At 44.8% G+C, this 26,670-nt stretch carries 32 protein-coding genes and 2 tRNA genes; 30 read left to right on the top strand and 4 right to left on the bottom strand.

Features of this window, described 5'->3' with window-relative positions; genetic code table 11:
- Nucleotides 1-18 precede the first annotated feature (18 nt).
- Entirely contained in the window at nucleotides 19-2,781 is a 2,763-nt protein-coding gene (locus HU143_RS12645) for a two component system sensor kinase (protein WP_023226948.1), read from the bottom strand.
- Between the two features lie 400 nt (nucleotides 2,782-3,181).
- On the opposite strand from HU143_RS12645, the gene spiC reads away from it, so the two are divergent.
- The 30 genes from spiC to ssaU all read left to right on the top strand — a co-directional run bounded on the left by spiC (nucleotide 3,182) and on the right by ssaU (nucleotide 24,671).
- The gene (gene spiC / locus HU143_RS12640; RefSeq protein WP_023226949.1) at nucleotides 3,182-3,583 is read left to right on the top strand and encodes an SPI-2 type III secretion system protein SpiC; all 402 of its coding nucleotides are present in this window, start codon (nucleotides 3,182-3,184) and stop codon (nucleotides 3,581-3,583) included.
- A 1-nt stretch (nucleotide 3,584) separates the two neighbouring features.
- On the top strand, nucleotides 3,585-5,078 hold the full coding sequence (spiA, locus tag HU143_RS12635; protein ID WP_023226950.1) for an SPI-2 type III secretion system protein SpiA: 1,494 nt from the start codon (nucleotides 3,585-3,587) through the stop codon (nucleotides 5,076-5,078).
- A complete protein-coding gene (gene ssaD, locus HU143_RS12630) occupies nucleotides 5,059-6,270 on the top strand; it encodes a SctD family type III secretion system inner membrane ring subunit SsaD (protein ID WP_000323799.1) in 1,212 nt (403 codons plus the stop codon). The genes spiA and ssaD overlap by 20 nt, the downstream gene beginning before the upstream one ends.
- A 7-nt stretch (nucleotides 6,271-6,277) precedes the next feature.
- The gene (gene ssaE / locus HU143_RS12625; protein WP_000210204.1) at nucleotides 6,278-6,520 is read left to right on the top strand and encodes a YscE family type III secretion system co-chaperone SsaE; all 243 of its coding nucleotides are present in this window, start codon (nucleotides 6,278-6,280) and stop codon (nucleotides 6,518-6,520) included.
- Nucleotides 6,521-6,782: 262 nt separating this feature from the next.
- Entirely contained in the window at nucleotides 6,783-7,109 is a 327-nt protein-coding gene (gene sseA / locus HU143_RS12620; RefSeq protein WP_000972855.1) for an SPI-2 type III secretion system chaperone SseA, read from the top strand.
- Between the two features lie 6 nt (nucleotides 7,110-7,115).
- Nucleotides 7,116-7,706 (top strand): SPI-2 type III secretion system translocon protein SseB, encoded by a 591-nt coding sequence (gene sseB, locus HU143_RS12615; RefSeq protein WP_023226951.1) that lies wholly within the window; start codon nucleotides 7,116-7,118, stop codon nucleotides 7,704-7,706.
- On the top strand, nucleotides 7,703-8,176 hold the full coding sequence (gene sscA / locus HU143_RS12610) for a SycD/LcrH family type III secretion system chaperone SscA (protein ID WP_000711030.1): 474 nt from the start codon (nucleotides 7,703-7,705) through the stop codon (nucleotides 8,174-8,176). The genes sseB and sscA overlap by 4 nt, the downstream gene beginning before the upstream one ends.
- A gap of 2 nt (nucleotides 8,177-8,178) precedes the next feature.
- Nucleotides 8,179-9,633 carry a type III secretion system translocon protein gene (locus tag HU143_RS12605; RefSeq protein WP_023226952.1) on the top strand — a complete coding sequence of 485 codons (1,455 nt, stop codon included), beginning with the start codon at nucleotides 8,179-8,181 and terminating at the stop codon, nucleotides 9,631-9,633.
- A 15-nt stretch (nucleotides 9,634-9,648) separates the two neighbouring features.
- Nucleotides 9,649-10,236 (top strand): SPI-2 type III secretion system translocon protein SseD, encoded by a 588-nt coding sequence (gene sseD, locus HU143_RS12600; RefSeq protein WP_023226953.1) that lies wholly within the window; start codon nucleotides 9,649-9,651, stop codon nucleotides 10,234-10,236.
- A 2-nt stretch (nucleotides 10,237-10,238) separates the two neighbouring features.
- Complete coding sequence (gene sseE / locus HU143_RS12595) at nucleotides 10,239-10,655, top strand: LcrR family type III secretion system chaperone SseE (protein ID WP_000249606.1); 417 nt, start codon at nucleotides 10,239-10,241, stop codon at nucleotides 10,653-10,655.
- Between the two features lie 51 nt (nucleotides 10,656-10,706).
- A complete protein-coding gene (sscB, locus tag HU143_RS12590) occupies nucleotides 10,707-11,141 on the top strand; it encodes a SycD/LcrH family type III secretion system chaperone SscB (RefSeq protein WP_000979963.1) in 435 nt (144 codons plus the stop codon).
- A gap of 15 nt (nucleotides 11,142-11,156) precedes the next feature.
- Nucleotides 11,157-11,939: a type III secretion systems effector SseF gene (gene sseF / locus HU143_RS12585; protein WP_023226954.1), complete on the top strand. Its 783-nt coding sequence runs from the start codon at nucleotides 11,157-11,159 to the stop codon at nucleotides 11,937-11,939.
- Nucleotides 11,936-12,625, top strand: coding sequence for a pathogenicity island 2 effector protein SseG (gene sseG, locus HU143_RS12580; protein WP_023226955.1), 690 nt, complete (start codon nucleotides 11,936-11,938; stop codon nucleotides 12,623-12,625). The genes sseF and sseG overlap by 4 nt, the downstream gene beginning before the upstream one ends.
- A 93-nt stretch (nucleotides 12,626-12,718) precedes the next feature.
- Nucleotides 12,719-12,934 carry a type III secretion system needle filament protein SsaG gene (gene ssaG / locus HU143_RS12575; RefSeq protein ID WP_000350226.1) on the top strand — a complete coding sequence of 72 codons (216 nt, stop codon included), beginning with the start codon at nucleotides 12,719-12,721 and terminating at the stop codon, nucleotides 12,932-12,934.
- The gene (locus HU143_RS12570) at nucleotides 12,912-13,202 is read left to right on the top strand and encodes an EscG/YscG/SsaH family type III secretion system needle protein co-chaperone (protein ID WP_000444714.1); all 291 of its coding nucleotides are present in this window, start codon (nucleotides 12,912-12,914) and stop codon (nucleotides 13,200-13,202) included. The genes ssaG and HU143_RS12570 overlap by 23 nt, the downstream gene beginning before the upstream one ends.
- 11 nt (nucleotides 13,203-13,213) lie before the next feature.
- Complete coding sequence (gene ssaI, locus HU143_RS12565) at nucleotides 13,214-13,462, top strand: SctI family type III secretion system inner rod subunit SsaI (protein ID WP_023226956.1); 249 nt, start codon at nucleotides 13,214-13,216, stop codon at nucleotides 13,460-13,462.
- Entirely contained in the window at nucleotides 13,459-14,208 is a 750-nt protein-coding gene (ssaJ, locus tag HU143_RS12560; protein ID WP_000862878.1) for an SPI-2 type III secretion system apparatus lipoprotein SsaJ, read from the top strand. The genes ssaI and ssaJ overlap by 4 nt, the downstream gene beginning before the upstream one ends.
- A gap of 17 nt (nucleotides 14,209-14,225) precedes the next feature.
- Nucleotides 14,226-14,774, top strand: coding sequence for a type III secretion system domain-containing protein (locus HU143_RS12555; RefSeq protein ID WP_001526945.1), 549 nt, complete (start codon nucleotides 14,226-14,228; stop codon nucleotides 14,772-14,774).
- On the top strand, nucleotides 14,771-15,445 hold the full coding sequence (gene ssaK, locus HU143_RS12550) for an SPI-2 type III secretion system apparatus protein SsaK (protein ID WP_023226957.1): 675 nt from the start codon (nucleotides 14,771-14,773) through the stop codon (nucleotides 15,443-15,445). The genes HU143_RS12555 and ssaK overlap by 4 nt, the downstream gene beginning before the upstream one ends.
- Nucleotides 15,411-16,427, top strand: a complete 1,017-nt coding sequence (gene ssaL / locus HU143_RS12545; RefSeq protein WP_000238879.1) for an SPI-2 type III secretion system apparatus protein SsaL — start codon at nucleotides 15,411-15,413, stop codon at nucleotides 16,425-16,427. The genes ssaK and ssaL overlap by 35 nt, the downstream gene beginning before the upstream one ends.
- Before the next feature lie 57 nt (nucleotides 16,428-16,484).
- On the top strand, nucleotides 16,485-16,853 hold the full coding sequence (gene ssaM / locus HU143_RS12540; protein ID WP_023219133.1) for an SPI-2 type III secretion system apparatus protein SsaM: 369 nt from the start codon (nucleotides 16,485-16,487) through the stop codon (nucleotides 16,851-16,853).
- Complete coding sequence (gene ssaV, locus HU143_RS12535; RefSeq protein ID WP_023219132.1) at nucleotides 16,838-18,883, top strand: SPI-2 type III secretion system apparatus protein SsaV; 2,046 nt, start codon at nucleotides 16,838-16,840, stop codon at nucleotides 18,881-18,883. The genes ssaM and ssaV overlap by 16 nt, the downstream gene beginning before the upstream one ends.
- Entirely contained in the window at nucleotides 18,873-20,174 is a 1,302-nt protein-coding gene (gene ssaN, locus HU143_RS12530) for a SctN family type III secretion system ATPase SsaN (RefSeq protein ID WP_000787207.1), read from the top strand. Before ssaV ends, ssaN begins: the two co-directional genes overlap by 11 nt.
- Nucleotides 20,175-20,176: 2 nt before the next feature.
- Nucleotides 20,177-20,554 carry an SPI-2 type III secretion system apparatus protein SsaO gene (gene ssaO / locus HU143_RS12525; protein WP_023226958.1) on the top strand — a complete coding sequence of 126 codons (378 nt, stop codon included), beginning with the start codon at nucleotides 20,177-20,179 and terminating at the stop codon, nucleotides 20,552-20,554.
- Complete coding sequence (gene ssaP / locus HU143_RS12520) at nucleotides 20,535-20,909, top strand: SPI-2 type III secretion system apparatus protein SsaP (protein ID WP_001223304.1); 375 nt, start codon at nucleotides 20,535-20,537, stop codon at nucleotides 20,907-20,909. Before ssaO ends, ssaP begins: the two co-directional genes overlap by 20 nt.
- On the top strand, nucleotides 20,890-21,858 hold the full coding sequence (gene ssaQ / locus HU143_RS12515) for an SPI-2 type III secretion system cytoplasmic ring protein SsaQ (RefSeq protein ID WP_023226959.1): 969 nt from the start codon (nucleotides 20,890-20,892) through the stop codon (nucleotides 21,856-21,858). The genes ssaP and ssaQ overlap by 20 nt, the downstream gene beginning before the upstream one ends.
- Before the next feature lie 67 nt (nucleotides 21,859-21,925).
- Nucleotides 21,926-22,573 carry an SPI-2 type III secretion system export apparatus protein SsaR gene (gene ssaR, locus HU143_RS12510; protein ID WP_000056367.1) on the top strand — a complete coding sequence of 216 codons (648 nt, stop codon included), beginning with the start codon at nucleotides 21,926-21,928 and terminating at the stop codon, nucleotides 22,571-22,573.
- A complete protein-coding gene (ssas, locus tag HU143_RS12505) occupies nucleotides 22,570-22,836 on the top strand; it encodes an SPI-2 type III secretion system apparatus protein SsaS (protein WP_000999982.1) in 267 nt (88 codons plus the stop codon). The genes ssaR and ssas overlap by 4 nt, the downstream gene beginning before the upstream one ends.
- Nucleotides 22,837-23,616, top strand: coding sequence for an SPI-2 type III secretion system apparatus protein SsaT (gene ssaT / locus HU143_RS12500; RefSeq protein WP_000068762.1), 780 nt, complete (start codon nucleotides 22,837-22,839; stop codon nucleotides 23,614-23,616).
- Entirely contained in the window at nucleotides 23,613-24,671 is a 1,059-nt protein-coding gene (gene ssaU / locus HU143_RS12495; RefSeq protein WP_001291715.1) for an SPI-2 type III secretion system apparatus protein SsaU, read from the top strand. Before ssaT ends, ssaU begins: the two co-directional genes overlap by 4 nt.
- Nucleotides 24,672-24,829: 158 nt before the next feature.
- Here ssaU and HU143_RS12490 read toward each other — a convergent pair.
- The 3 genes from HU143_RS12490 to mdtK form a co-directional block, all read right to left on the bottom strand.
- Nucleotides 24,830-24,906, bottom strand: a tRNA-Val gene (locus HU143_RS12490).
- A gap of 10 nt (nucleotides 24,907-24,916) precedes the next feature.
- A tRNA-Val gene (locus tag HU143_RS12485) sits at nucleotides 24,917-24,993 on the bottom strand.
- Nucleotides 24,994-25,144: 151 nt separating this feature from the next.
- On the bottom strand, nucleotides 25,145-26,518 hold the full coding sequence (gene mdtK / locus HU143_RS12480) for a multidrug efflux MATE transporter MdtK (RefSeq protein WP_001175077.1): 1,374 nt from the start codon (nucleotides 26,516-26,518) through the stop codon (nucleotides 25,145-25,147).
- Nucleotides 26,519-26,670 lie beyond the last annotated feature (152 nt).

Here is a 26,670-nt window from a genome sequence, read left to right as displayed (position 1 = left end):
GCGAAAATTAAGATAATATTAAGTAATGGTGTAGTTTTTGAAGATCATACGTATTTTCTGGCGTAAGTCGGTTAGTTCCTCCAGCGCGATGATTTTCCCCATTTTTACGCGATTCTCAATGTCTATGACATAGCATATCAATTCAGTCTGCCCTATTTGACCTAAACAGCCTTTTAATGTGTGAATTAACTGATCGATTTTTTGTCCAGCCGATACGGCATTTTCAATATCAGCCAGCAAGAGGTCCAGTGATTGGAAAATCTTGCTATTAATGACCATATCATCTGTCGCCAGTAGCGCTGAGCAGCGACTTGGATCCTGCTCCTGTAGCTCTATATTTCGTAAAAGTTGGTATTCTGCGGCAATACTGATATAGCGAGCTAAGGTAGCCAACGTCACTGGTTTGGTAATGTAATGATGAATCCCATTTTTTTTACAACGATGAATATCTTCTGTCGCTACGCTAGCGGATAGCGCCACAAACATGCAGTCAGGATCTAAATTATTCGGCTCATCGTGCCATAATTGTACACATTCAACACCATCTATTTCTGGCATTCTAATGTCAATCAGTACTAAATCGAATCGCTGCTGTTGTGATAAAGTCAGAGCCTCGTTACTACTGGCGGCAATAGTGACGTGTTGGCCCAGGCTGACAAGCATTTTGCCGATGATATCCCGATTAATATCGGCATCATCAACCAAAAGAATCTGCAACTGCCAGGGAGGTAACAAATTATTTATTACTGGTATATTTGGTGTACACAATATTAACTGTTGCGCCAGGTCGTAGAGTTTTCCGGGGAAATACAAAAGCTCAGCGTTGAGAAGCGCATTTTGCTGGTGGGGTGGTTCACCGCGTATTCCCCAGCAAGCCAGTTGGCGATGCAGGCAGAAAGGCGCTGACAGCGTCCCTTTAATTGGTTGAGGTGGCTGGTATTCTTGTAAAGGTAATACTAGCGAGACACAGGTTCCAACCCCGGGGACACTTTTTAGTGTCAGATTACCGCCCATCATTTTAGCCAGGCTTGACGCAATAGTCAGTCCAATTCCTGTACCTTGCGAATTTGTGTCTGCTTGATAAAAAGCAGTAAAGATTTGAGACTGCTGCTGTATTTCAATCCCTTTACCGCTATCGCTAACCAGAAATATTAATTGTTCCTCATGACGCTTGACCGTCAGACGTATCCCTCCGGTTTCGGTAAATTTTACCGCGTTCCCGAGTAAATTAACCAAAATTTGCCGTAAACGGATACTGTCGGTATGAAAATAGAGAGGGACATGTTGACCGACAAAAGTACGTAATGACAGTTTTTTGCTTTGCGCCGGCCCCTGGATGGTTTGCATTGCCTGGTCCAGTAACGGCAGTAACGCTGTTTCTTCCATATGTAATGTGAAATGACCAGACTCGATGCGTGAAAAATCCAGCAGATTATTAATAATAGCTAACAAAGACAGTGTACAATTCCTGGCGGTATCAGCTAATCCTTGCTGCTCTATGTTTAAAGGGGTGGTTTGTAATAATTCAATCGCACCGAGTACGCCATTCATCGGAGTACGTAACTCATGACTTATTACCGTAAGATGAATGCTTTTACGTTTGTTAGCTTGCTCAGCGCGTTTTTTTGCTTCATTTAGCGCCTGGGTGCGCTCTGCGACTTTGTTTTCCAGATTGTCGTATTGGACTTGTAGAGTATCAAGCAGTTGGTTAAAAGCACCGGCAATACTATCTAATTCATCCAGTCGTTGTGCTGGTAAACGTGTGCTCAGCGGTGCAGTTGCGGTTTTATTAATGACATCGACAAAACACCATAACGGTTTGGCCAGTGAGCGATGTAGTAACCAGCAAAAAGCCGACGTCATCAACACCAATGCTGTTAATGTAAAGGGGATTTGTTGAAGAATAATTTTTAAGATGCGATTATGTAGATTACCGTATGGGTACAGCGTAACCAGACTCCATCCGGGGCCATGCAAGGTTGTGCGTAATATCAGAAATCCGGGAATTTGCTGCCATCCATCATGCAGCGTTACATTTTCTAACTGTGTACGTATTTTTTGCGGGATGTATGAAAACGGCAATAAGTGGTTGTTTTGATCCAGCCATACTCGAATACTATCATCTAATGGTAGGTGGCTCTTAGTAATGAGATCGGGAAGTTTAACCGTCACCCCAAAAAATACGCCTTGCTGATCGGCAACCGCAACGGAAGCGTGCCATCCTTTGCCGTTTATGTATTCTGGTTCACTCCAGTAAAACCCGGCATGGGTTGGGTATAAAGGAAAGCTTTTTCGCGTTAAAGGCTGTAGAGTTGAATAATTTGAAGGGTTATCAGTAGATAATAACGAAATCTCATTTTTATGATTAAGAATAAAACTATCGCGACGAAAGCTTTTTTCATCGATATCAGAGGACTGCAGAAAGAGACGGTGCTTCTCTCCGTTTAGCGTCGGCGTGCAATTTGAAGGACCGACAGATAGATGCCGGCTCACCTCAGGGAAAATATCGTTATGATGAATCTCAGTCGCTAATGAGCATTGATACATTAAATTTTTAGCGTCACGTTCAGCCTCTTCAAACCGTTGATTGCTTAGTACAATATTCATCTCGGATAGAACGGATAAATCCTCTATTATATGCTGCCGTTTCTGAACCATTGATATATAAGCTGCGGTAAGCACAGATAGCAGCCAAATAATTATTGTTGTTAATAAAAATAAAAAAGTTAGCCTGATTACTAAAGATGTTTGCAGCGTATTCTTGAGATTGAGCAAATTCATAATGCTTTCCTCCAGTTGCCTGTTGCAAAATCTTTGGCACTTGATCACTATCGCAGTACATATAGTTTCATCAGAAGATTAATCGATGGTGTTATCATTAGGAAGATAAATTTCTTCATATATAACCCAGTCGATGACTACAATTACTTTTTAATAAGGTGGCGATGTAAAAACATCGTAACAGTTTATTTAATAAATAATTTTTCAAATTGTAATTTTTTATGTCAATGCTGAAAGTGTAATTGTGAATTTATCGGAAAATCCGAATGATAGAATCGCCTGTGACAAGGTATATGTAGACAGCATTCTGATATTGTACAAGAAGAGTATAGTCGAAATAAATGTGAATCAGGCTTTTTACGGATGTGGTTGTGAGCGAATTTGATAGAAACTCCCATTTATGTCTGAGGAGGGATTCATGCTGGCAGTTTTAAAAGGCATTCCATTAATTCAGGATATCAAGGCCGAAGGTAATAGCCGATCCTGGATAATGACTATTGATGGGCATCCTGCCAGAGGAGAAATTTTCTCAGAAGCATTTTCTATTTCTTTGTTCTTAAATGACCTGGAAAGCTTACCTAAGCCTTGTCTTGTCCATGTGACACTACTGCTTGCAGCACACCCGGACGTCCATGATTATGCTATACAGCTCACAGCGGATGGGGGATGGTTAAACGGTTATTATACCACAAGTAGTAGCTCTGAGCTTATTGCTATTGAGATAGAAAAACACCTGGCTTTAACTTGCATTTTAAAAAATGTAATACGCAATCACCATAAACTTTATTCGGGTGGGGTATAAAATGGTAGTAAATAAACGTTTAATCTTAATTTTACTATTTATACTCAATACGGCAAAGAGTGATGAGTTATCATGGAAAGGTAATGACTTCAGCCTTTATGCCAGACAAATGCCATTAGCAGAGGTTTTACATCTGCTCTCAGAGAACTATGATACGGCTATTACTATTAGCCCATTGATAACAGCTACATTTAGTGGAAAAATTCCGCCTGGACCACCGGTCGATATTTTGAATAACCTGGCAGCACAATATGATTTGCTTACCTGGTTTGATGGCAGCATGTTATATGTATATCCTGCATCGTTATTAAAACATCAGGTTATCACTTTCAATATTTTATCTACTGGACGGTTCATTCATTACTTACGCAGCCAGAATATCCTTTCATCACCGGGATGCGAGGTTAAAGAAATTACCGGTACCAAAGCTGTGGAGGTGAGCGGTGTTCCCAGCTGCCTGACTCGTATTAGTCAATTAGCTTCAGTGCTGGATAATGCGTTAATCAAACGAAAAGACAGTGCGGTGAGTGTAAGTATATACACGCTTAAGTATGCCACTGCGATGGATACCCAATACCAATATCGCGATCAGTCCGTCGTGGTTCCAGGGGTCGTGAGTGTATTGCGTGAGATGAGTAAAACCAGCGTACCGGCGTCATCGACGACCAATGGTTCACCCGCTACACAGGCATTGCCCATGTTTGCTGCCGACCCACGCCAGAATGCAGTGATCGTTCGTGATTATGCGGCCAATATGGCCGGGTATCGGAAACTTATCACAGAATTAGATCAACGCCAGCAGATGATAGAGATTTCGGTGAAAATTATCGATGTTAATGCTGGAGATATTAACCAGTTAGGCATCGACTGGGGAACGGCAGTGTCGCTGGGTGGCAAGAAAATTGCGTTCAATACAGGTTTGAATGACGGTGGTGCTAGCGGTTTTTCAACGGTAATCAGCGATACCTCAAACTTTATGGTGCGTTTGAATGCCCTGGAAAAAAGCTCTCAGGCTTATGTACTTTCCCAGCCATCTGTGGTGACTTTAAATAATATCCAGGCTGTGCTGGATAAAAATATTACTTTCTATACCAAACTGCAGGGAGAAAAAGTGGCTAAACTTGAATCCATCACTACGGGTTCTTTGTTGCGCGTTACACCTCGCTTGTTAAATGACAATGGCACGCAAAAAATAATGCTTAATCTTAATATTCAGGATGGACAACAAAGTGATACGCAAAGCGAAACAGATCCGCTACCCGAAGTGCAAAATTCTGAAATTGCTTCGCAAGCCACATTATTGGCCGGACAAAGTCTATTGCTGGGAGGGTTTAAACAAGGTAAACAAATCCACTCGCAAAACAAAATCCCTTTATTGGGCGATATCCCTGTCGTAGGCCATTTGTTTCGCAATGATACGACTCAAGTACATAGTGTAATCAGGCTGTTTTTGATTAAAGCCTCAGTAGTAAATAATGGCATATCTCATGGTTAATCCAAAGAGCTCCTGGAAAATACGTTTTTTAGGTCACGTTTTACAAGGCCGGGAAGTATGGCTGAATGAAGGTAACCTGTCACTGGGGGAGAAAGGATGCGATATTTGTATTCCGCTTACTATAAATGAAAAAATTATTCTGAGAGAACAGGCAGATAGTTTATTTGTTGATGCCGGGAAAGCCAGAGTTAGAGTTAATGGCCGCAGATTTAATCCAAATAAGCCGCTACCATCCAGTGGGGTTTTGCAGGTTGCGGGAGTGGCTATCGCGTTTGGTAAACAGGATTGTGAACTTGCTGATTATCAAATACCCGTTTCCAGATCAGGGTACTGGTGGTTGGCTGGCGTATTCTTGATTTTCATCGGTGGAATGGGTGTCCTGTTAAGTATTGGCGGTCAGCCTGAAACGGTAAATGATTTACCTTTGCGGGTTAAGTTTTTATTAGACAAAAGCAATATTCATTATGTGCGGGCACAATGGAAAGAAGATGGCAGCCTGCAGTTGTCCGGTTATTGCGCGTCAAGCGAACAGATGCAAAAGGTGAGAGCGACTCTCGAATCATGGGGGGTCATGTATAGGGATGGTGTAATCTGTGATGACTTATTGATACGAGAAGTGCAGGATGTTTTGATAAAAATGGGTTACCCGCATGCTGAAGTATCCAGCGAAGGGCCGGGAAGCGTGTTAATTCATGATGATATACAAATGGATCAGCAATGGCGTAAGGTTCAACCATTACTTGCAGATATTCCCGGGTTATTGCACTGGCAGATTAGTCATTCTCATCAGTCTCAGGGGGATGATATTATTTCTGCGATAATAGAGAACGGTTTAGTGGGCCTTGTCAATGTTACGCCAATGCGGCGCTCTTTTGTTATCAGTGGTGTACTGGATGAATCTCATCAACGCATTTTGCAAGAAACGTTAGCAGCATTAAAGAAAAAGGACCCCGCTCTTTCTTTAATTTATCAGGATATTGCGCCTTCTCATGATGAAAGCAAGTATCTGCCTGCGCCAGTGGCTGGCTTTGTACAGAGTCGCCATGGTAATTACTTATTACTGACGAATAAAGAGCGTTTACGTGTAGGGGCATTGTTACCCAATGGGGGAGAAATTGTCCATCTGAGTGCCGATGTGGTAACGATTAAACATTATGATACTTTGATTAACTATCCATTAGATTTTAAGTGAGTGGAAAATGACAACTCTGACCCGGTTAGAAGATTTGCTGCTTCATTCGCGTGAAGAGGCCAAAGGCATAATTTTACAATTAAGGGCTGCCCGGAAACAGTTAGAAGAGAACAACGGTAGGTTACAGGATCCGCAGCAATATCAGCAAAACACCTTATTGCTTGAAGCGATCGAGCAGGCCGAAAATATCATCAACATTATTTATTATCGTTACCATAACAGCGCACTTGTAGTGAGTGAGCAAGAGTAAAGTAAAAATATCTTAGAGCCTATCCCACCAGGCGTTAATTGGCGCAGCCAGCCTGGACACGGACAGCGCGCAAAAACCGGAGCGTACATGTATACGTGAGGTTTGACTCGCTACGCTCGCCCTTCGGGCCGCCGCAAGCGGCGTTCAAAACGCTAACGCGTTTTGGCGAGCACTGCCCAGGACCAAAATGGCAAGTAAAATAGCCCTAATGGCATAGGCTCTTAGTTAGCACGTTAATTATCTATCGTGTATATGGAGGGGAATGATGATAAAGAAAAAGGCTGCGTTTAGTGAATATCGTGATTTAGAGCAAAGTTACATGCAGCTAAATCACTGTCTTAAAAAATTTCACCAAATCCGGGCTAAGGTGAGTCAACAGCTTGCTGAAAGGGCAGAGAGCCCCAAAAAGAGCAGAGAGACAGAGAGTATTCTTCATAACCTATTTCCACAAGGCGTTGCCGGGGTTAACCAGGAGGCCGAGAAGGATTTAAAGAAAATAGTAAGTTTGTTTAAACAACTTGAAGTACGACTGAAACAACTTAATGCTCAAGCCCCGGTGGAGATACCGTCAGGAAAAACAAAAAGGTAAAGCATAATGTCTTCAGGAAACATCTTATGGGGAAGTCAAAACCCTATTGTGTTTAAAAATAGTTTCGGCGTTAGCAACACTGATACCGGGGGGCAGGATGACTTATCCCAGCAAAATCCGTTTGCCGAAGGGTATGGTGTTTTGCTTATTCTCCTTATGGTTATTCAGGCTATTGCAAACGATAAATTTATTGAAGTCCAGAAGAACGCTGAACGTGCCAGAAATACCCAGGAAAAGTCAAATGAGATGGATGAGGTGATTGCTAAAGCAGCCAAGGGAGATGCTAAAACCAAAGAGGAGGTGCCTGAGGACGTAATTATATACATGCGTGAACACGGTATTCTCATCGATGGTATGACCATTGATGAATATATGGCTAAATATGGCGATCATGGGAAGCTGGATAAAGGTGGTCTACAGGCGGTCAAAGCGGCTTTGGATAATGACGCCAACCGGAATACCGATCTTATGAGTCAGGGGCAGATAACAATTCAAAAAATGTCTCAGGAGCTTAACGCTGTCCTTACCCAACTGACAGGGCTTATCAGTAAGTGGGGGGAAATTTCCAGTATGATAGCGCAGAAAACGTACTCATGAAAAAAGACCCGACCCTACAACAGGCACATGACACGATGCGATTTTTCCGGCGTGGCGGCTCGCTGCGTATGTTGTTGGATGACGATGTTACACAGCCGCTTAATACTGTGTATCGCTATGCCATGCAGCTTATGGAGGTAAAAGAATTCGCCGGCGCAGCGCGACTTTTTCAATTGCTGACGATATATGATGCCTGGTCATTTGACTACTGGTTTCGGTTAGGGGAATGCTGCCAGGCTCAAAAACATTGGGGGGAAGCGATATACGCTTATGGACGCGCGGCACAAATTAAGATTGATGCGCCGCAGGCGCCATGGGCCGCAGCGGAATGCTACCTCGCGTGTGATAACGTTTGTTATGCAATAAAAGCGTTAAAGGCCGTGGTGCGTATTTGCGGCGAGGTCAGTGAACATCAAATCCTTCGATTACGTGCAGAAAAGATGTTACAGCAACTTTCTGACAGGAGCTAAAAATGAATCGAATTCACAGTAATAGCGATAGCGCCGCAGGAGTAACCGCCTTAACACATCATCACTTAAGCAATGTCAGTTGCGTTTCCTCAGGTTCGCTGGGAAAGCGCCAGCATCGTGTGAATTCTACTTTTGGCGATGGCAACGCCACGTGTCTGCTGTCAGGGAAAATTAGTCTTCAGGAGGCAAGCAATGCGTTGAAGCAACTGCTTGATGCCGTACCCGGAGATCATAAGCGTCCATCATTGCCTGACTTTTTGCATATCAATCCCACTGTTTTATCAATGATGATGACGTCATTAATACTCAACGTCTTTGGTAATAACGCTCAATCGTTATGTCAACAGCTTGAGCGGGCAACTGAGGTGCAAAATGCATTGCGTAATAAGCAGGTAAAGGAGTATCAGGAGCAGATCCAGAAAGCGATAGAGCAGGAGGATAAAGCGCGTAAAGCGGGCATTTTTGGCGCTATTTTTGACTGGATTACCGGCATATTTGAAACCGTGATTGGCGCCTTAAAAGTTGTGGAAGGTTTTCTGTCCGGTAATCCCGCAGAAATGGCTAGCGGCGTAGCTTATATAGCCGCAGGTTGTGCAGGAATGGTTAAAGCCGGAGCCGAAACGGCAATGATGTGCGGTGCTGACCATGATACCTGTCAGGCGATTATTGACGTGGCAAGTAAAATTCAAGTTGGTTGTGAAGTCGTCGCGATGGCACTGGATGTTTTCCAGATTGGTCGTGCTTTTATGGCGACGAGAGGCTTATCTGGCGCAGCTGCAAAAGTGCTTGACTCCGGCTTAGGCGAAGAAATGGTTGAGCGTATGGTTGGTGCAGGGGAAGGAGAAATAGAGGAGTTGGCTGAAAAGTTTGGCGAAGAGGTGAGCGAAAATTTTTCCAAACAATTTGAGACGATTGAACGTGAAATGGTTTCGCCGGGCGAGATGGAAGAGGAGTCTGCTGAGTTTTCTCGTAAGGTAGAAAATAATATGACAAAAAATGCGGGAAAAAGTTTTACGAAAGAGGGGGTGAAAGCCATGGCAAAAGAAGCGGCAAAAGAAGCCCTGGAAAAATGTGCGCAAGAAGGGGGAAAGTTTCTGTTAAAAAATTTTCGTAATAAAGTTCTCTGGAATATGTTCAAAAAAATCCTGTATGCCTTACTGAGTGATTGTTCATTTAAAGGCTTACAGGCTATCAGATGTGCAACCGAGGGCGCCAGTCAGATGAATACTGGCATGGTTAACGCAGATAAAGCGAAGCTCGAAAAGAAAATAGAGCAATTAATAACTCAGCAACGGTTTCTGGATTTCATAATGCAACAAACGGAAGACCAAAAAAAGATAGAACAAAAACGCTTAGAGGAGCTTTATAAGAGTAGCGGTGCCGCGCTTAGAGGTGCATTAGATACCATTGATCACTATAGTAGCGTTCAGGCGAGAATAGCTGGCTGTCGCGCTTAATCTGAGGATAAAAATATGGAAGCGAGTAACGTAGCACTGGTATTACCAGCGCCTTCCTTGTTAACGCCTTCTTCCACTCCATCTCCCTCCGGGGAGGGAATGGGTACTGAATCAATGCTTCTGTTATTTGATGATATCTGGACGAAGCTAATGGAGCTTGCCAAAAAGCTGCGCAATATCATGCGCGACTATAACGTAGTAAAACAACGGCTGGGCTGGGAACTACAAGTCAATGTTTTACAGACGCAAATGAAAACAATTGATGAAGCGTTTAGAGCATCAATGATTACTGCGGGTGGCGCAATATTGTCGGGCGTGCTGACGATAGGATTAGGGGCCGTAGGCGGGGAGACCGGTCTTATAGCGGGTCAAGCCGTAGGCCACACAGCTGGGGGAGTCATGGGCCTGGGGGCCGGTGCAGCGCAACGTCAAAGTGATCAAGATAAAGCGATTGCCGACCTGCAACAAAATGGGTCCCAATCCTATAATAAATCCCTGACGGAAATTATGGAGAAAGCAACTGAAATTATGCAGCAAATCATCGGCGTGGGGTCGTCACTGGTCGCGGTTCTTGCTGAAATACTCCGGGCATTAACGAGGTAAACATGGTGCAAGAAATAGAGCAATGGTTGCGTCGGCATCAGGTGTTTACTGAGCCTGCATATTTAGGAGAGACCGCCATATTACTTGGGCAACAGTTTATATTATCGCCTTACCTGGTGATCTATCGTATTGAGGCAAAAGAAATGATTATTTGTGAGTTCAGGCGCCTGACGCCCGGGCAACCTCGACCACAGCAATTGTTTCACTTACTGGGACTTTTACGCGGGATATTTGTGCATCACCCGCAGTTAACATGTTTAAAGATGTTGATAATCACCGACGTTCTGGATGAAAAAAAAGCCATGCTACGCAGGAAATTATTGCGCATCCTGACAGTAATGGGAGCGACCTTTACACAGCTTGATGGCGATAACTGGACAGTTTTATCCGCCGAGCATCTTATCCAGCGACGTTTTTAAATGACCTTCCTGACGTAAATCATTATCACGTGAAAATAACAATCAATAGGTATGATGATGAAAGAAGATCAGAAAAATAAAATACCCGAAGACATTCTGAAACAGCTATTATCCGTTGATCCGGAAACCGTTTATGCCAGTGGTTACGCCTCATGGCAGGAGGGGGATTATTCGCGCGCCGTAATCGATTTTAGTTGGCTGGTGATGGCCCAGCCATGGAGTTGGCGTGCCCATATTGCATTAGCTGGCACCTGGATGATGCTTAAAGAATACACGACGGCCATTAATTTCTATGGACATGCCTTGATGCTGGATGCCAGCCATCCAGAGCCGGTTTACCAAACGGGCGTCTGTCTCAAAATGATGGGGGAACCCGGGTTGGCGAGAGAGGCTTTTCAAACCGCAATAAAGATGAGTTATGCGGATGCCTCATGGAGTGAGATTCGCCAGAATGCGCAAATAATGGTTGATACTCTTATTGCTTAAATAACAGAACGAAATATGAAAATTCATATTCCGTCAGCGGCAAGTAATATAGTCGATGGTAATAGTCCTCCTTCCGATATACAAGCGAAGGAGGTATCGTTTCCTCCCCCTGAAATTCCAGCCCCTGGCACCCCTACAGTTCCTGTGGTGCTTACGCCTGAACAAATAAGGCAGCAGAGGGATTATGCGATACATTTTATGCAATACACGATTCGTGCGCTGGGTGCGACAGTCGTGTTTGGATTATCGGTTGCTGCAGCGGTAATTTCTGGCGGGGCAGGATTACCCATTGCTATTCTTGCGGGGGCGGCGCTCGTGATTGCTATTGGGGATGCTTGCTGTGCGTATCATAATTATCAATTGATATGTCAGCAAGAGGAGCCGTTACAAACCGCCAGTGATAGCGTTGCTCTTGTGGTCAGTGCGCTGGCCTTAAAATGTGGGGCAAGTCTTAACTGCGCTAACACCCTTGCTAATTGTCTTTCTTTATTAATACGTTCAGGAATCGCTATTTCTATGTTGGTTTTATCCCTACAGTTTTCACTGCCCGCCGCTGAAAATATAGCGGCCTCTTTGGACATGGGGAGTGTAATTACCTCCGTTAGCCTGATGGCGATAGGTGCGGTACTGGATTATTGCCTTGCCCGCCCCTCTGGCGACGATCAGGAAAATTCTGTTGATGAACTTCATGCCGATCCCAGTGTGTTATTGGCGGAACAAATGGCAGCGCTCTGTCAATCTGCTACTACACCTGCATTAATGGACAGTTCTGATCATACATCTCGGGGAGAACCATGAAACCTGTTAGCCCAAATGCTCAGGTAGGAGGGCAACGTCCTGTTAACGCGCCTGAGGAATCACCTCCATGTCCTTCATTGCCACATCCGGAAACCAATATGGAGAGTGGTAGAATAGGACCTCAACAAGGAAAAGAGCGGGTATTGGCCGGACTTGCGAAACGAGTGATAGAGTGTTTTCCAAAAGAAATTTTTAGTTGGCAAACGGTCATTTTGGGCGGACAGATTTTATGCTGTTCCGCTGGAATAGCATTAACAGTGCTAAGTGGTGGAGGCGCACCGCTCTTAGCCCTGACGGGAATTGGCCTTGCTATTGCCATCGCGGATGTCGCCTGTCTTATCTACCATCATAAACATCATTTGCCTATGGCTCACGACAGTATAGGCAATGCCGTTTTTTGTATTGCTAATTGTTTTGTCAATCAACGCAAAAGCATGGCGATTGCTAAAGCCGTCTCCCTGGGCGGTAGATTAGCCTTAACCGCGACGGTAATGACGCATTCATACTGGAGTGGTAGTTTGGGACTACAGCCTCACTTATTAGAGCGTCTTAATGATATTACCTACGGACTAATGAGTTTTACTCGCTTCGGTATGGATGGGATGGCAATGACCGGTATGCAGGTCAGCAGCCCATTATATCGTTTGCTGGCTCAGGTGACGCCAGAACAACGTGCGCCGGAGTAATCGTTTTCAGGTATATACCGGATGTTCATTGCTTTCTAAATTTTGCTATGTTGCCAGTATCCTTACGATGTATTTATTTTAAGGAAAAGCATTATGGATATTGCACAATTAGTGGATATGCTCTCCCACATGGCGCACCAGGCAGGCCAGGCCATTAATGACAAAATGAATGGTAATGATTTGCTCAACCCAGAATCGATGATTAAAGCGCAATTTGCCTTACAGCAGTATTCTACATTTATTAATTACGAAAGTTCACTGATCAAAATGATCAAGGATATGCTTAGTGGAATCATTGCTAAAATCTGAAGTTATTAGCGACGATGTTCGACGGTTGCTGCTGGAAATCATGTTTGCGGGCGTTAACCATAGCCTGATTTCCCAGGTACATGCGATGTTACCAGCGCTAACGGTTATTGTTCCGGATAAAAAATTACAGTTGGTATGTTTGGCATTATTGTTGGCGGGTTTAAATGAGCCGTTAAAGGCCGCGAAAATTTTATCGGATATTGATTTGCCAGAGGCTATGGCGCTACGAATGTTATTTCCTGCACCAAATGAGGGGTTTGAAAATTGAATATTTCTGATATGAGCATAGTGCCTGTAAGCACTCAATCTTATGTAAAGTCCTCTGCAGAACCGAGCCAGGAGCAAATTAATTTTTTTAAACAATTGCTGAAAGATGAAGCATCCACCAGTAACGCCAGTGCTTTATTACCGCAGGTTATGTTGACCAGACAAATGGATTATATGCAGTTAACGGTAGGCGTCGATTATCTTGCCAGAATATCAGGCGCAGCATCGCAAGCGCTTAATAAGCTGGATAACATGGCATGAAGGTTCATCGTATAGTATTTCTTACTGTCCTTACGTTCTTTCTTACGGCATGTGATGTGGATCTTTATCGCTCATTGCCAGAGGATGAGGCGAATCAAATGCTGGCATTACTTATGCAGCATCATATTGATGCGGAAAAAAAACAGGAAGAGGACGGTGTTACCTTACGTGTCGAGCAGTCGCAGTTTATTAATGCGGTTGAGCTACTTAGACTTAACGGTTATCCGCATCGTCAGTTTACAACGGCGGATAAGATGTTTCCGGCTAATCAGTTAGTGGTATCACCACAGGAAGAACAGCAGAAGATTAATTTTTTAAAAGAACAAAGAATTGAAGGAATGCTGAGTCAGATGGAGGGCGTGATTAATGCAAAAGTGACCATTGCGCTACCGACTTATGATGAGGGAAGTAACGCTTCTCCGAGCTCAGTTGCCGTATTTATAAAATATTCACCTCAGGTCAATATGGAGGCCTTTCGGGTAAAAATTAAAGATTTAATAGAGATGTCAATCCCTGGGTTGCAATACAGTAAGATTAGTATCTTGATGCAGCCTGCTGAATTCAGAATGGTACCTGATGTACCCGCGAGACAAACATTCTGGATTATGGACGTGATCAACGCCAATAAAGGGAAGGTGGAGAAGTGGTTGATGAAATACCCTTATCAGTTGATGTTATCGTTGACAGGACTGTTATTAGGAGTGGGCATCCTGATCGGCTATTTTTGCCTGAGACGCCGTTTTTGAGCCGACCTGATCCCGAGGTGTTGCAACTTTATCGTTATTTTTGGCAACCTGCTCGTTACGCTGTACCGGAATGGCTGGATAAGCTGGGCTTTCATCTTTCAAACTGCTGGCGTTATGGCGATCGGCCCGAATTGGATCGTCTTCTTGACAGAGCGTTAAATAGACTAAGAGGAAGCTCTGTTATTCCAGCCTGTTTAAATGACAGGCAAAAACGGCAGGTTCGTCTTGCGCCGCGTATATCGGCATTTGCCTTTGGGCTGGGATTATTCAAACTCAGGTGTAGTGACTATTTTATGCTACCAGAGTATCGGCAATTGCTTCTACAGTGGTTTAGCGAGGATGAGATCTGGCAGCTATATGGTTGGTTGGGGCAAAGAGATGGCAAATTACTTCCTCCGCAAGTGATGCAACAAACTGCATTGCAGATCGGTACCGCCATTCTTAATCGGGAAGCGCATGACGATGCGGTTTTACATGCGCTATTAGTATTATTACCCCCTCCGCAGCGTATACTTTGGCCGAAGACTTCTCTTACCGAGATTATCTTCATGGAGCATTTGCTATGAGTTTTACTTCACTTCCTCTGACGGAAATTAACCATAAGCTACCCGCTCGAAATATTATTGAGTCACAGTGGATAACATTACAATTAACTTTATTTGCGCAAGAGCAACAAGCTAAGAGAGTTTCACATGCTATTGTGAGCTCCGCTTACCGTAAGGCTGAAAAAATCATCCGAGACGCCTATCGTTATCAGCGTGAACAGAAAGTTGAGCAGCAACAAGAACTAGCGTGGTTGCGTAAAAATACGCTGGAAAAAATGGAAGTGGAATGGCTGGAACAGCATGTAAAACATTTACAAGACGATGAAAATCAATTTCGTTCATTGGTCGATCAAGCAGCGCATCATATTAAAAATAGTATAGAACAGGTTCTGTTGGCCTGGTTCGACCAACAGTCGGTAGACAGTGTTATGTGCCATCGTCTGGCACGCCAGGCCACGGCTATGGCGGAAGAGGGAGCGCTTTATTTGCGTATTCATCCTGAAAAAGAGGCATTGATGCGTGAAACTTTTGGCAAGCGGTTTACGTTGATTATCGAGCCTGGTTTCTCTCCCGATCAGGCTGAACTTTCCTCAACACGATTTGCCGTTGAGTTTTCACTTTCTCGTCATTTCAACGCGTTACTGAAATGGTTACGTAATGGTGAAGATAAAAGAGGTCGCGATGAATATTAAAATTAATGAGATAAAAATGACGCCCCCTACAGCATTTACCCCTGGCCAGGTTATAGAGGAACAAGAGGTTATTTCGCCTTCAATGTTAGCTCTCCAGGAGTTACAGGAAACGACGGGGGCAGCGCTCTATGAGACGATGGAAGAAATAGGAATGGCGCTGAGTGGTAAACTGCGCGAAAGTAATAAATTCATTGATGCTGAGAAACTGGAGCGCAGACAGCAGGCTTTGCTGCGTTTGATAAAACAAATACAGGAGGATAATGGGGCAACGTTGCGTCCGCTTACCGAAGAGAATAGTGATCCTGATTTACAGAATGCGTATCAAATTATCGCTCTTGCAATGGCGCTTACTGCCGGCGGGTTGTCAAAAAAGAAAAAACGCGATTTGCAATCGCAACTGGATACGCTTACAGCGGAGGAGGGATGGGAACTTGCCGTTTTTAGTTTACTGGAACTTGGCGAAGTGGATACCGCTACGCTGTCCTCTCTGAAACGTTTTATGCAACAGGCGATAGACAACGATGAAATGCCCTTATCGCAGTGGTTCAGACGCGTGGCAGACTGGCCGGATCGCTGTGAACGGGTCCGTATTTTGCTAAGAGCCATAGCCTTTGAACTTAGCATATGCATCGAACCTTCGGAGCAAAGTCGTTTGGCCGCAGCATTAGTACGTTTGCGTCGTTTGCTGTTATTCCTTGGCCTTGAAAAAGAGTGCCAGCGTGAGGAGTGGATTTGCCAGTTGCCGCCTAATACATTACTGCCGCTACTACTCGATATCATTTGTGAGCGCTGGCTTTTCAGTGATTGGTTGCTTGATAGACTTACCGCTATAGTTTCTTCATCGAAGATGTTCAATCGGTTACTCCAACAACTTGATGCGCAGTTTATGCTGATACCCGATAACTGTTTTAACGACGAAGATCAACGTGAACAAATTCTCGAAACGCTTCGTGAAGTAAAGATAAATCAGGTTTTATTCTGATACCTGGCTTTCAATATTTAGGTAAATTGGCTTTCTGGCTCATCATGAGGCGTCAGGATGGATTGGGATCTCATTACTGAACGTAATATTCAGCTTTTTATTCAATTAGCAGGATTAGCTGTACGGCCTTTAGCAACCAATATGTTCTGGCGGCAAGGACAATATGAAACCTATCTAAACTATCATAATGGTCGTATTCACTTATGTCAGATACTCAAGCAAACCTTCTTAGACGAAGAACTGCTTTTTAAAGCGTTGGCTAACTGGAAACCCGCAGCGTTCCAGGGTATTCCTCAACGATTATTTTTGTTGCGCGATGGGCTTGCAATGAGTTGTTCTCCACCTCTTTCCAGCTCCGCCGAGCTCTGGTTACGATTACATCATCGACAAATAAAATTTCTGGAGTCGCAATGCGTTCATGGTTAGGTGAGGGAATCAGGGCGCAACAGTGGCTCAGTGTATGCGCGGGTCGGCAGGATATGGTTCTGGCGACGGTGTTATTAATCGCTATTGTGATGATGCTGTTACCTTTGCCGACCTGGATGGTTGATATCCTGATTACTATCAACCTTATGTTTTCAGTGATCCTGCTCTTAATTGCTATTTATCTTAGTGACCCTCTCGATTTATCGGTATTTCCGTCTTTATTACTTATTACTACATTATATCGTTTGTCACTCACAATCAGCACATCACGGCTGGTACTGTTACAACATAATGCCGGTAATATTGTGGATGCCTTCGGTAAGTTTGTCGTAGGAGGAAATCTCACCGTTGGGTTGGTCGTATTTACCATCATTACTATCGTGCAGTTTATTGTCATTACAAAAGGTATCGAGAGGGTAGCGGAAGTTAGCGCACGTTTCTCGCTTGATGGGATGCCAGGCAAACAAATGAGTATCGATGGCGATTTGCGTGCCGGAGTTATCGATGCAGACCATGCCCGTACATTAAGACAGCATGTCCAGCAGGAAAGCCGTTTTCTCGGTGCGATGGACGGTGCGATGAAATTTGTTAAAGGCGATACGATTGCCGGTATTATTGTTGTTCTGGTGAACATTATCGGCGGTATCATTATCGCTATCGTACAATATGATATGTCGATGAGTGAGGCTGTTCACACTTATAGCGTACTGTCAATCGGAGATGGTTTATGTGGGCAAATTCCATCGCTGCTGATTTCCCTTAGCGCGGGAATTATTGTCACCCGTGTCCCGGGTGAGAAACGCCAGAACCTGGCGACAGAGTTGAGTTCTCAAATTGCCAGACAACCTCAGTCGCTCATATTAACCGCTGTGGTTTTAATGCTCCTCGCTTTAATTCCTGGCTTTCCTTTTATCACTCTCGCTTTTTTTTCAGCGTTGTTAGCATTGCCAATTATCCTCATTCGCCGCAAAAAGTCTGTGGTTTCCGCAAATGGCGTCGAAGCACCGGAAAAAGATAGTATGGTTCCCGGCGCATGTCCTCTAATCTTACGTCTTAGCCCGACGTTACATTCTGCCGACCTGATTCGTGATATTGACGCCATGAGATGGTTTTTATTTGAGGATACCGGCGTCCCTCTCCCTGAGGTGAATATTGAGGTTTTGCCTGAACCCACCGAAAAATTGACGGTACTGCTATATCAGGAACCCGTATTTAGTTTATCTATTCCCGCTCAGGCGGATTATTTATTGATAGGCGCGGACGCTAGTGTGGTGGGTGACAGCCAGACGTTACCGAACGGGATGGGGCAGATCTGTTGGCTTACAAAAGACATGGCCCATAAGGCGCAAGGTTTTGGACTGGACGTTTTCGCGGGCAGCCAACGTATCTCTGCCTTATTAAAATGTGTCCTGCTTCGCCATATGGGAGAGTTTATTGGTGTTCAGGAAACGCGTTATCTAATGAATGCGATGGAAAAAAACTACTCTGAACTGGTGAAAGAACTTCAGCGCCAGTTACCCATTAATAAAATCGCTGAAACTTTGCAACGGCTTGTATCAGAACGGGTTTCTATTAGAGATTTACGTCTTATTTTCGGCACCTTAATTGACTGGGCGCCACGTGAAAAAGATGTCCTGATGTTGACAGAATATGTCCGTATCGCGCTTCGCCGTCATATTCTGCGTCGTCTTAATCCGGAAGGAAAACCGCTGCCGATTTTGCGGATAGGCGAAGGTATTGAGAACCTCGTGCGTGAATCCATTCGCCAGACGGCAATGGGGACCTATACTGCGCTGTCGTCTCGTCATAAGACGCAGATCCTGCAACTTATCGAGCAGGCGCTGAAGCAGTCAACCAAATTATTCATTGTCACTTCTGTCGACACCCGACGTTTCTTGCGAAAAATTACAGAAGCCACCTTGTTCGACGTACCGATTTTGTCATGGCAGGAATTAGGAGAGGAGAGCCTTATACAAGTGGTAGAAAGTATTGACCTTAGCGAAGAGGAGTTGGCGGACAATGAAGAATGAATTGATGCAACGTCTGAGGCTGAAATATCCGCCCCCCGATGGTTATTGTCGATGGGGCCGAATTCAGGATGTCAGCGCAACGTTGTTAAATGCGTGGTTGCCTGGGGTATTTATGGGCGAGTTGTGCTGTATAAAGCCTGGAGAAGAACTTGCTGAAGTCGTGGGGATTAATGGCAGCAAAGCTTTGCTATCTCCTTTTACGAGTACTATCGGGCTTCACTGCGGGCAGCAAGTGATGGCCTTAAGGCGACGCCATCAGGTTCCCGTGGGCGAAGCGTTATTAGGACGAGTCATTGATGGTTTTGGTCGTCCCCTTGATGGCTGCGAACTGCCCGACGTCTGCTGGAAAGACTATGATGCAATGCCTCCTCCCGCAATGGTTCGACAGCCTATCACTCAACCATTAATGACGGGGATTCGCGCTATTGATAGCGTTGCGACCTGTGGTGAAGGGCAACGAGTGGGTATTTTTTCTGCTCCTGGCGTGGGGAAAAGCACGCTTCTGGCGATGCTGTGTAATGCGCCAGACGCAGACTGCAATGTTCTGGTGTTAATTGGTGAACGTGGACGAGAAGTCCGCGAGTTCATCGATTTTACACTGTCTGAAGAGACCCGAAAACGTTGTGTCATTGTTGTCGCAACCTCTGACAGACCCGCCTTAGAGCGCGTGAGGGCGCTGTTTGTGGCCACCACGATAGCAGAATTTTTTCGCGATAATGGAAAGCGAGTCGTCTTGCTTGCCGACTCACTGACGCGTTATGCCAGGGCCGCACGGGAAATCGCTCTGGCCGCCGGAGAGACCGCGGTTTCTGGAGAATATCCGCCAGGCGTATTTAGTGCATTGCCACGACTTTTAGAACGTACAGGAATGGGGGAAAAAGGCAGTATTACCGCATTTTATACGGTACTGGTGGAAGGCGATGATATGAATGAGCCGTTGGCGGATGAAGTCCGTTCACTGCTTGACGGACATATTGTGCTATCCCGACGGCTTGCAGAGAGGGGGCATTATCCTGCCATTGACGTGTTGGCAACGCTCAGCCGCGTTTTTCCAGTCGTTACCAGCCATGAGCATCGTCAACTGGCGGCGATATTGCGACGGTGCCTGGCGCTTTACCAGGAGGTTGAACTATTAATACGCATTGGGGAATACCAGCGAGGAGTTGATACTGATACTGACAAAGCCATTGATACCTATCCGGATATTTGCACATTTTTGCGACAAAGTAAGGATGAAGTATGCGGACCCGAGCTACTTATAGAAAAATTACACCAAATACTCACCGAGTGATCATGGAAACTTTGCTGGAGATAATCGCGCGGCGTGAAAAGCAATTACGCGGCAAACTTACCGTACTTGATCAGCAGCAACAGGCGATTATTACTGAACAGCAGATTTGCCAGACGCGCGCTTTAGCAGTGTCTACCAGACTGAAAGAATTAATGGGCTGGCAAGGTATGTTATCTTGTCATTTATTGTTGGATAAGAAACAACAAATGGCCGGGTTATTCACTCAGGCGCAGAGCTTTTTGACGCAACGGCAGCAGTTAGAGAATCAGTATCAGCAGCTTGTCTCCCGGCGAAGCGAATTACAGAAGAATTTTAATGCGCTTATGAAAAAGAAAGAAAAAATTACTATGGTATTAAGCGATGCGTATTACCAAAGTTGAGGGAAGTCTTGGGTTGCCATGCCAGTCTTATCAGGATGATAACGAGGCGGAGGCGGAACGTATGGACTTTGAACAACTCATGCACCAGGCATTACCCATTGGTGAGAATAATCCTCCTGCAGCATTGAATAAGAACGTGGTTTTCACGCAACGTTATCGTGTTAGTGGCGGTTATCTTGACGGTGTAGAGTGTGAAGTCTGTGAGTCAGGAGGACTAATCCAGTTAAGAATCAATGTCCCTCATCATGAAATTTACCGTTCGATGAAAGCGCTAAAGCAGTGGCTGGAGTCTCAGTTGCTGCATATGGGGTATATAATTTCCCTGGAGATATTCTATGTTAAGAATAGCGAATGAAGAGCGTCCGTGGGTGGAGATGCTTCCAACGCAAGGCGCTACCATTGGTGAGCTGACATTGAGTATGCAACAATATCCAGTACAGCAAGGGACGTTATTTACCATACATTATCATAATGAGCTGGGTAGGGTGTGGATTGCAGAACAATGCTGGCAGCGCTGGTGTGAAGGGTTAATTGGCACCGCTAATCGATCGGCTATCGATCCTGAATTGCTATATGGAATAGCTGAATGGGGGCTGGCGCCGTTATTGCAAGCCAGTGATGCAACCCTCTGTCAGAACGAACCGCCAACATCCTGCAGTAATCTACCACATCAGCTAGCGTTGCATATTAAATGGACAGTTGAAGAACATGAGTTCCATAGCATTATTTTTACATGGCCAACGGGTTTTCTGCGCAATATAGTCGGAGAGCTTTCTGCTGAGCGTCAACAGATTTATCCTGCCCCTCCTGTGGTAGTCCCTGTATATTCAGGCTGGTGCCAGCTTACATTAATCGAACTTGAGTCTATCGAAATCGGCATGGGCGTTCGGATTCATTGCTTCGGCGACATCAGACTCGGTTTTTTTGCTATTCAACTACCTGGGGGAATCTACGCAAGGGTGTTGCTGACAGAGGATAACACGATGAAATTTGACGAATTAGTCCAGGATATCGAAACGCTACTTGCGTCAGGGAGCCCAATGTCAAAGAGTGACGGAACGTCTTCAGTCGAACTTGAGCAGATACCACAACAGGTGCTCTTTGAGGTCGGACGTGCGAGTCTGGAAATTGGACAATTACGACAACTTAAAACGGGGGACGTTTTGCCTGTAGGTGGATGTTTTGCGCCAGAGGTGACGATAAGAGTAAATGACCGTATTATTGGGCAAGGTGAGTTGATTGCCTGTGGCAATGAATTTATGGTGCGTATTACACGTTGGTATCTTTCCAAAAATACAGCGTAAACCTGATAAGAAAAATAATATGCGAACAATATAATAGCGTTCCAGGTCGTGTCATGAGAGATACAGTATGTCTTTACCCGATTCGCCTTTGCAACTGATTGGTATATTGTTTCTGCTTTCAATACTGCCTCTCATTATCGTCATGGGAACCTCTTTCCTTAAACTGGCGGTGGTATTTTCGATTTTACGAAATGCTCTGGGTATTCAACAAGTTCCCCCAAATATCGCACTGTATGGCCTTGCGCTTGTACTTTCCTTATTCATTATGGGGCCGACGCTATTAGCTGTAAAAGAGCGCTGGCATCCGGTTCAGGTCGCTGGCGCTCCTTTCTGGACGTCTGAGTGGGACAGTAAAGCATTAGCGCCTTATCGACAGTTTTTGCAAAAAAACTCTGAAGAGAAGGAAGCCAATTATTTTCGGAATTTGATAAAACGAACCTGGCCTGAAGACATAAAAAGAAAGATAAAACCTGATTCTTTGCTCATATTAATTCCGGCATTTACGGTGAGTCAGTTAACGCAGGCATTTCGGATTGGATTACTTATTTATCTTCCCTTTCTGGCTATTGACCTGCTTATTTCAAATATACTGCTGGCTATGGGGATGATGATGGTGTCGCCGATGACCATTTCATTACCGTTTAAGCTGCTAATATTTTTACTGGCAGGCGGTTGGGATCTGACACTGGCGCAATTGGTACAGAGCTTTTCATGAATGATTCTGAATTGACGCAATTTGTAACGCAACTTTTATGGATCGTCCTTTTTACGTCTATGCCGGTAGTGTTGGTGGCATCGGTAGTTGGTGTCATCGTAAGCCTTGTCCAGGCCTTGACTCAAATACAGGACCAAACGCTACAGTTCATGATTAAATTATTGGCAATTGCAATAACCTTAATGGTCAGCTACCCATGGCTTAGCGGTATCCTGTTGAATTATACCCGGCAGATAATGTTACGAATTGGAGAGCATGGTTGAATGGCACAACAGGTAAATGAGTGGCTTATTGCATTGGCTGTGGCTTTTATTCGACCATTGAGCCTTTCTTTATTACTTCCCTTATTAAAAAGTGGCAGTTTAGGGGCCGCGCTTTTACGTAATGGCGTGCTTATGTCACTTACCTTTCCCATATTACCAATCATTTACCAGCAGAAGATTATGATGCATATTGGTAAAGATTACAGCTGGTTAGGGTTAGTCACCGGAGAGGTGATTATTGGTTTTTTAATTGGGTTTTGTGCGGCGGTTCCCTTTTGGGCCGTTGATATGGCGGGGTTTCTGCTTGATACTTTACGTGGCGCGACAATGGGTACGATATTCAATTCTACAATGGAAGCTGAAACCTCACTTTTTGGCTTGCTTTTCAGCCAATTTTTGTGTGTTATTTTCTTTATAAGCGGCGGCATGGAGTTTATATTAAACATTCTGTATGAGTCATACCAATATTTACCACCAGGGCGTACTTTATTATTTGATCGGCAATTTTTAAAATATATCCAGGCTGAGTGGAGAACGCTTTATCAATTATGCATCAGCTTCTCTCTTCCTGCCATAATATGTATGGTATTAGCCGATCTGGCTTTAGGTCTTTTAAATCGGTCGGCACAACAACTGAATGTGTTTTTCTTCTCAATGCCGCTCAAAAGTATATTGGTTCTACTGACGCTCCTGATCTCATTCCCTTATGCTCTTCATCACTATTTGGTTGAAAGCGATAAATTTTATATTTATCTAAAAGACTGGTTTCCATCTGTATGAGCGAGAAAACAGAACAGCCTACAGAAAAGAAATTACGTGATGGCCGTAAGGAAGGGCAGGTTGTCAAAAGTATTGAAATAACATCATTATTTCAGCTGATTGCGCTTTATTTGTATTTTCATTTCTTTACTGAAAAGATGATTTTGATACTGATTGAGTCAATAACTTTCACATTACAATTAGTAAATAAACCATTTTCTTATGCATTAACGCAATTGAGTCATGCTTTAATAGAGTCATTGACTTCTGCACTGCTGTTTCTGGGCGCTGGGGTAATAGTTGCTACTGTGGGTAGCGTGTTTCTTCAGGTGGGGGTGGTTATTGCCAGCAAGGCCATTGGTTTTAAAAGCGAGCATATAAATCCGGTAAGTAATTTTAAGCAGATATTCTCTTTACATAGCGTAGTAGAATTATGTAAATCCAGCCTAAAAGTTATCATGCTATCTCTTATCTTTGCCTTTTTCTTTTATTATTATGCCAGTACTTTTCGGGCGCTACCGTACTGTGGGTTAGCCTGTGGCGTGCTTGTGGTTTCTTCTTTAATAAAATGGTTATGGGTAGGGGTGATGGCTTTTTATATTGTCGTTGGCATACTGGACTATTCTTTTCAATATTATAAGATTAGAAAAGATCTAAAAATGAGTAAAGATGACGTAAAACAGGAGCATAAAGATCTGGAGGGCGACCCTCAAATGAAGACGCGGCGTCGGGAAATGCAGAGTGAAATACAAAGTGGGAGTTTAGCTCAATCTGTTAAACAATCTGTTGCGGTAGTGCGTAATCCAACGCATATTGCGGTTTGTCTTGGCTATCATCCCACCGATATGCCAATACCACGCGTCCTGGAAAAAGGCAGTGATGCTCAAGCTAACTATATTGTTAACATCGCTGAACGCAACTGCATCCCCGTTGTTGAAAATGTTGAGCTGGCCCGCTCATTATTTTTTGAAGTGGAACGCGGAGATAAAATTCCTGAAACGTTATTTGAACCCGTTGCAGCCTTGTTACGTATGGTGATGAAGATAGATTATGCGCATTCTACCGAAACACCATAAATGCTTTTGGTATGCTTCTTCAGGCCACTGCGAAGGTTAAGAGGAGTAATACAGTATAGAGCAGCGCTTGACGATAAAGGTGAAAGACTGAAAATAATCGCTTTTAGCCTGGCACAAGCACCAGATAGCGTATTATAAAATTAAACAAGATAATGGATTGGTGCGTCTGAATGGACTCGAACCATCGACCCCCACCATGTCAAGGTGGTGCTCTAACCAACTGAGCTACAGACGCATTAAAATGATGGTGCGTTCAATTGGACTCGAACCAACGACCCCCACCATGTCAAGGTGGTGCTCTAACCAACTGAGCTATGAACGCAACGTTGTAGGTGACAACGGGGACGAATATTAGCGTCACAACCGCAATGAGGCAAGAGGGAAATCGCAATTTTCTTCCTGAAATCACCTGATTGCGGGGGAAATATGCAACATGTCGAGAAAATAGCCGCCATGCGACGGCTATCGTCGTATTATCGCGCAGCGCGCTGCAAAATGATGGCGGAGGGCTGACGTTGTAGATAGCGCATCCGTAGCATCATTAACACCGCCGCCGAGGTCAGGCCGATGATGAACCCCATCCAGAAGCCCGCCGGCCCCATACGATCCACCACCAGATCCGTTAACGCCAGGATATAACCGCTGGGTAAACCTAACACCCAGTAGGCGGTAAAGGTGATAAAAAAGATGGAACGCGTATCTTTATAACCGCGCAGAATACCGCTGCCGATAACCTGTATAGAGTCGGAAATCTGGTAAACCGCAGCGAGCAGCATTAATTGCGCGGCAAGCGCCACGACCTCGGGGTTGTCATTGTAGAGCAAAGCAATATGCTTACGCAGAGTCACGGTAAAGATCGCGGTAACCACAGCCATACAAATGCCGACGCCTAAACCGGTGCGCGCTGCGGTTTGCGCATCCAGCGTTGAGCCCTGGCCCAGACGATAACCCACTCGAATCGTTACCGCCGCAGCCAGCGACATCGGCAGTACGAACATCAGCGAGCTAAAGTTAAGCGCAATCTGATGACCCGCGACATCCACAATACCTAATGGCGAAACCAGCAGCGCAACGACCGCAAACAACGTCACTTCAAAGAACAGCGCCAGCGCAATCGGCAACCCCAGTTGAATCAGGCGCTTCATGACGACGCTATCAGGTTTGCCAAAGCCTTTTTCATTACGAATATCACGCATTGAACGCGCGTGTTTAATGTAAGAAAGCATGGCGATAAACATCACCCAATAGACCGCCGCGGTCGCAACGCCGCAGCCGATACCGCCGAGTTCAGGCATACCAAAGTGGCCATAGATAAAAATATAGTTCACTGGAATATTCACCAGCAGGCCCAAAAATCCCATCACCATACCCGGTTTGGTTTTGGCCAGACCTTCGCACTGGTTTCGCGCTACCTGAAAGAAAAGGTATCCTGGCGCGCCCCACAGCAGCGCGCGAAGATAACCCACGGCTTTATCGGCCAGCGCCGGATCAATATTATGCATAGAGCGGATAATGTATCCGGCATTCCACAGGACGATCATCACCAGCACGGAGACAAAGCCCGCCAGCCAGAACCCTTGTCGAACCTGATGCGCGATACGCTCACGACGGCCGGAGCCATTGAGTTGCGCAATCACAGGCGTCAAGGCCAGCAGTAAGCCGTGACCAAACAAAATGGCGGGAAGCCAGATAGAGGTGCCGATAGCGACGGCAGCCATGTCCGTAGCGCTATAGCCTCCTGCCATGACGGTATCGACAAATCCCATTGCGGTCTGTGCCACTTGCGCAAGGATCACCGGTATCGCTAACGCTAATAACTGACGCGCTTCACTGGTATACTTCTGCACGTATTCACCTTTTATTTTGTTGTTATATGAAAGACTAAAAAGCCGCCGTAGTGGCAGCCAAAAGAAATAGCAGGGGAAATTTCAGTCTATTGTAGCGGGGTATTACTATTTCTCCAGTGAAAAAACAGTTGTTAACGGCGCATTGCTGGCAA

The sequence above is a fragment of the Salmonella sp. SJTUF14076 genome (assembly GCF_015534835.1).
GTDB classification, from domain to species: domain Bacteria; phylum Pseudomonadota; class Gammaproteobacteria; order Enterobacterales; family Enterobacteriaceae; genus Salmonella; species Salmonella enterica.
Note: the sequence above shows the minus strand (reverse complement) of the source record. Positions and strands in the feature narration are given on the sequence as shown.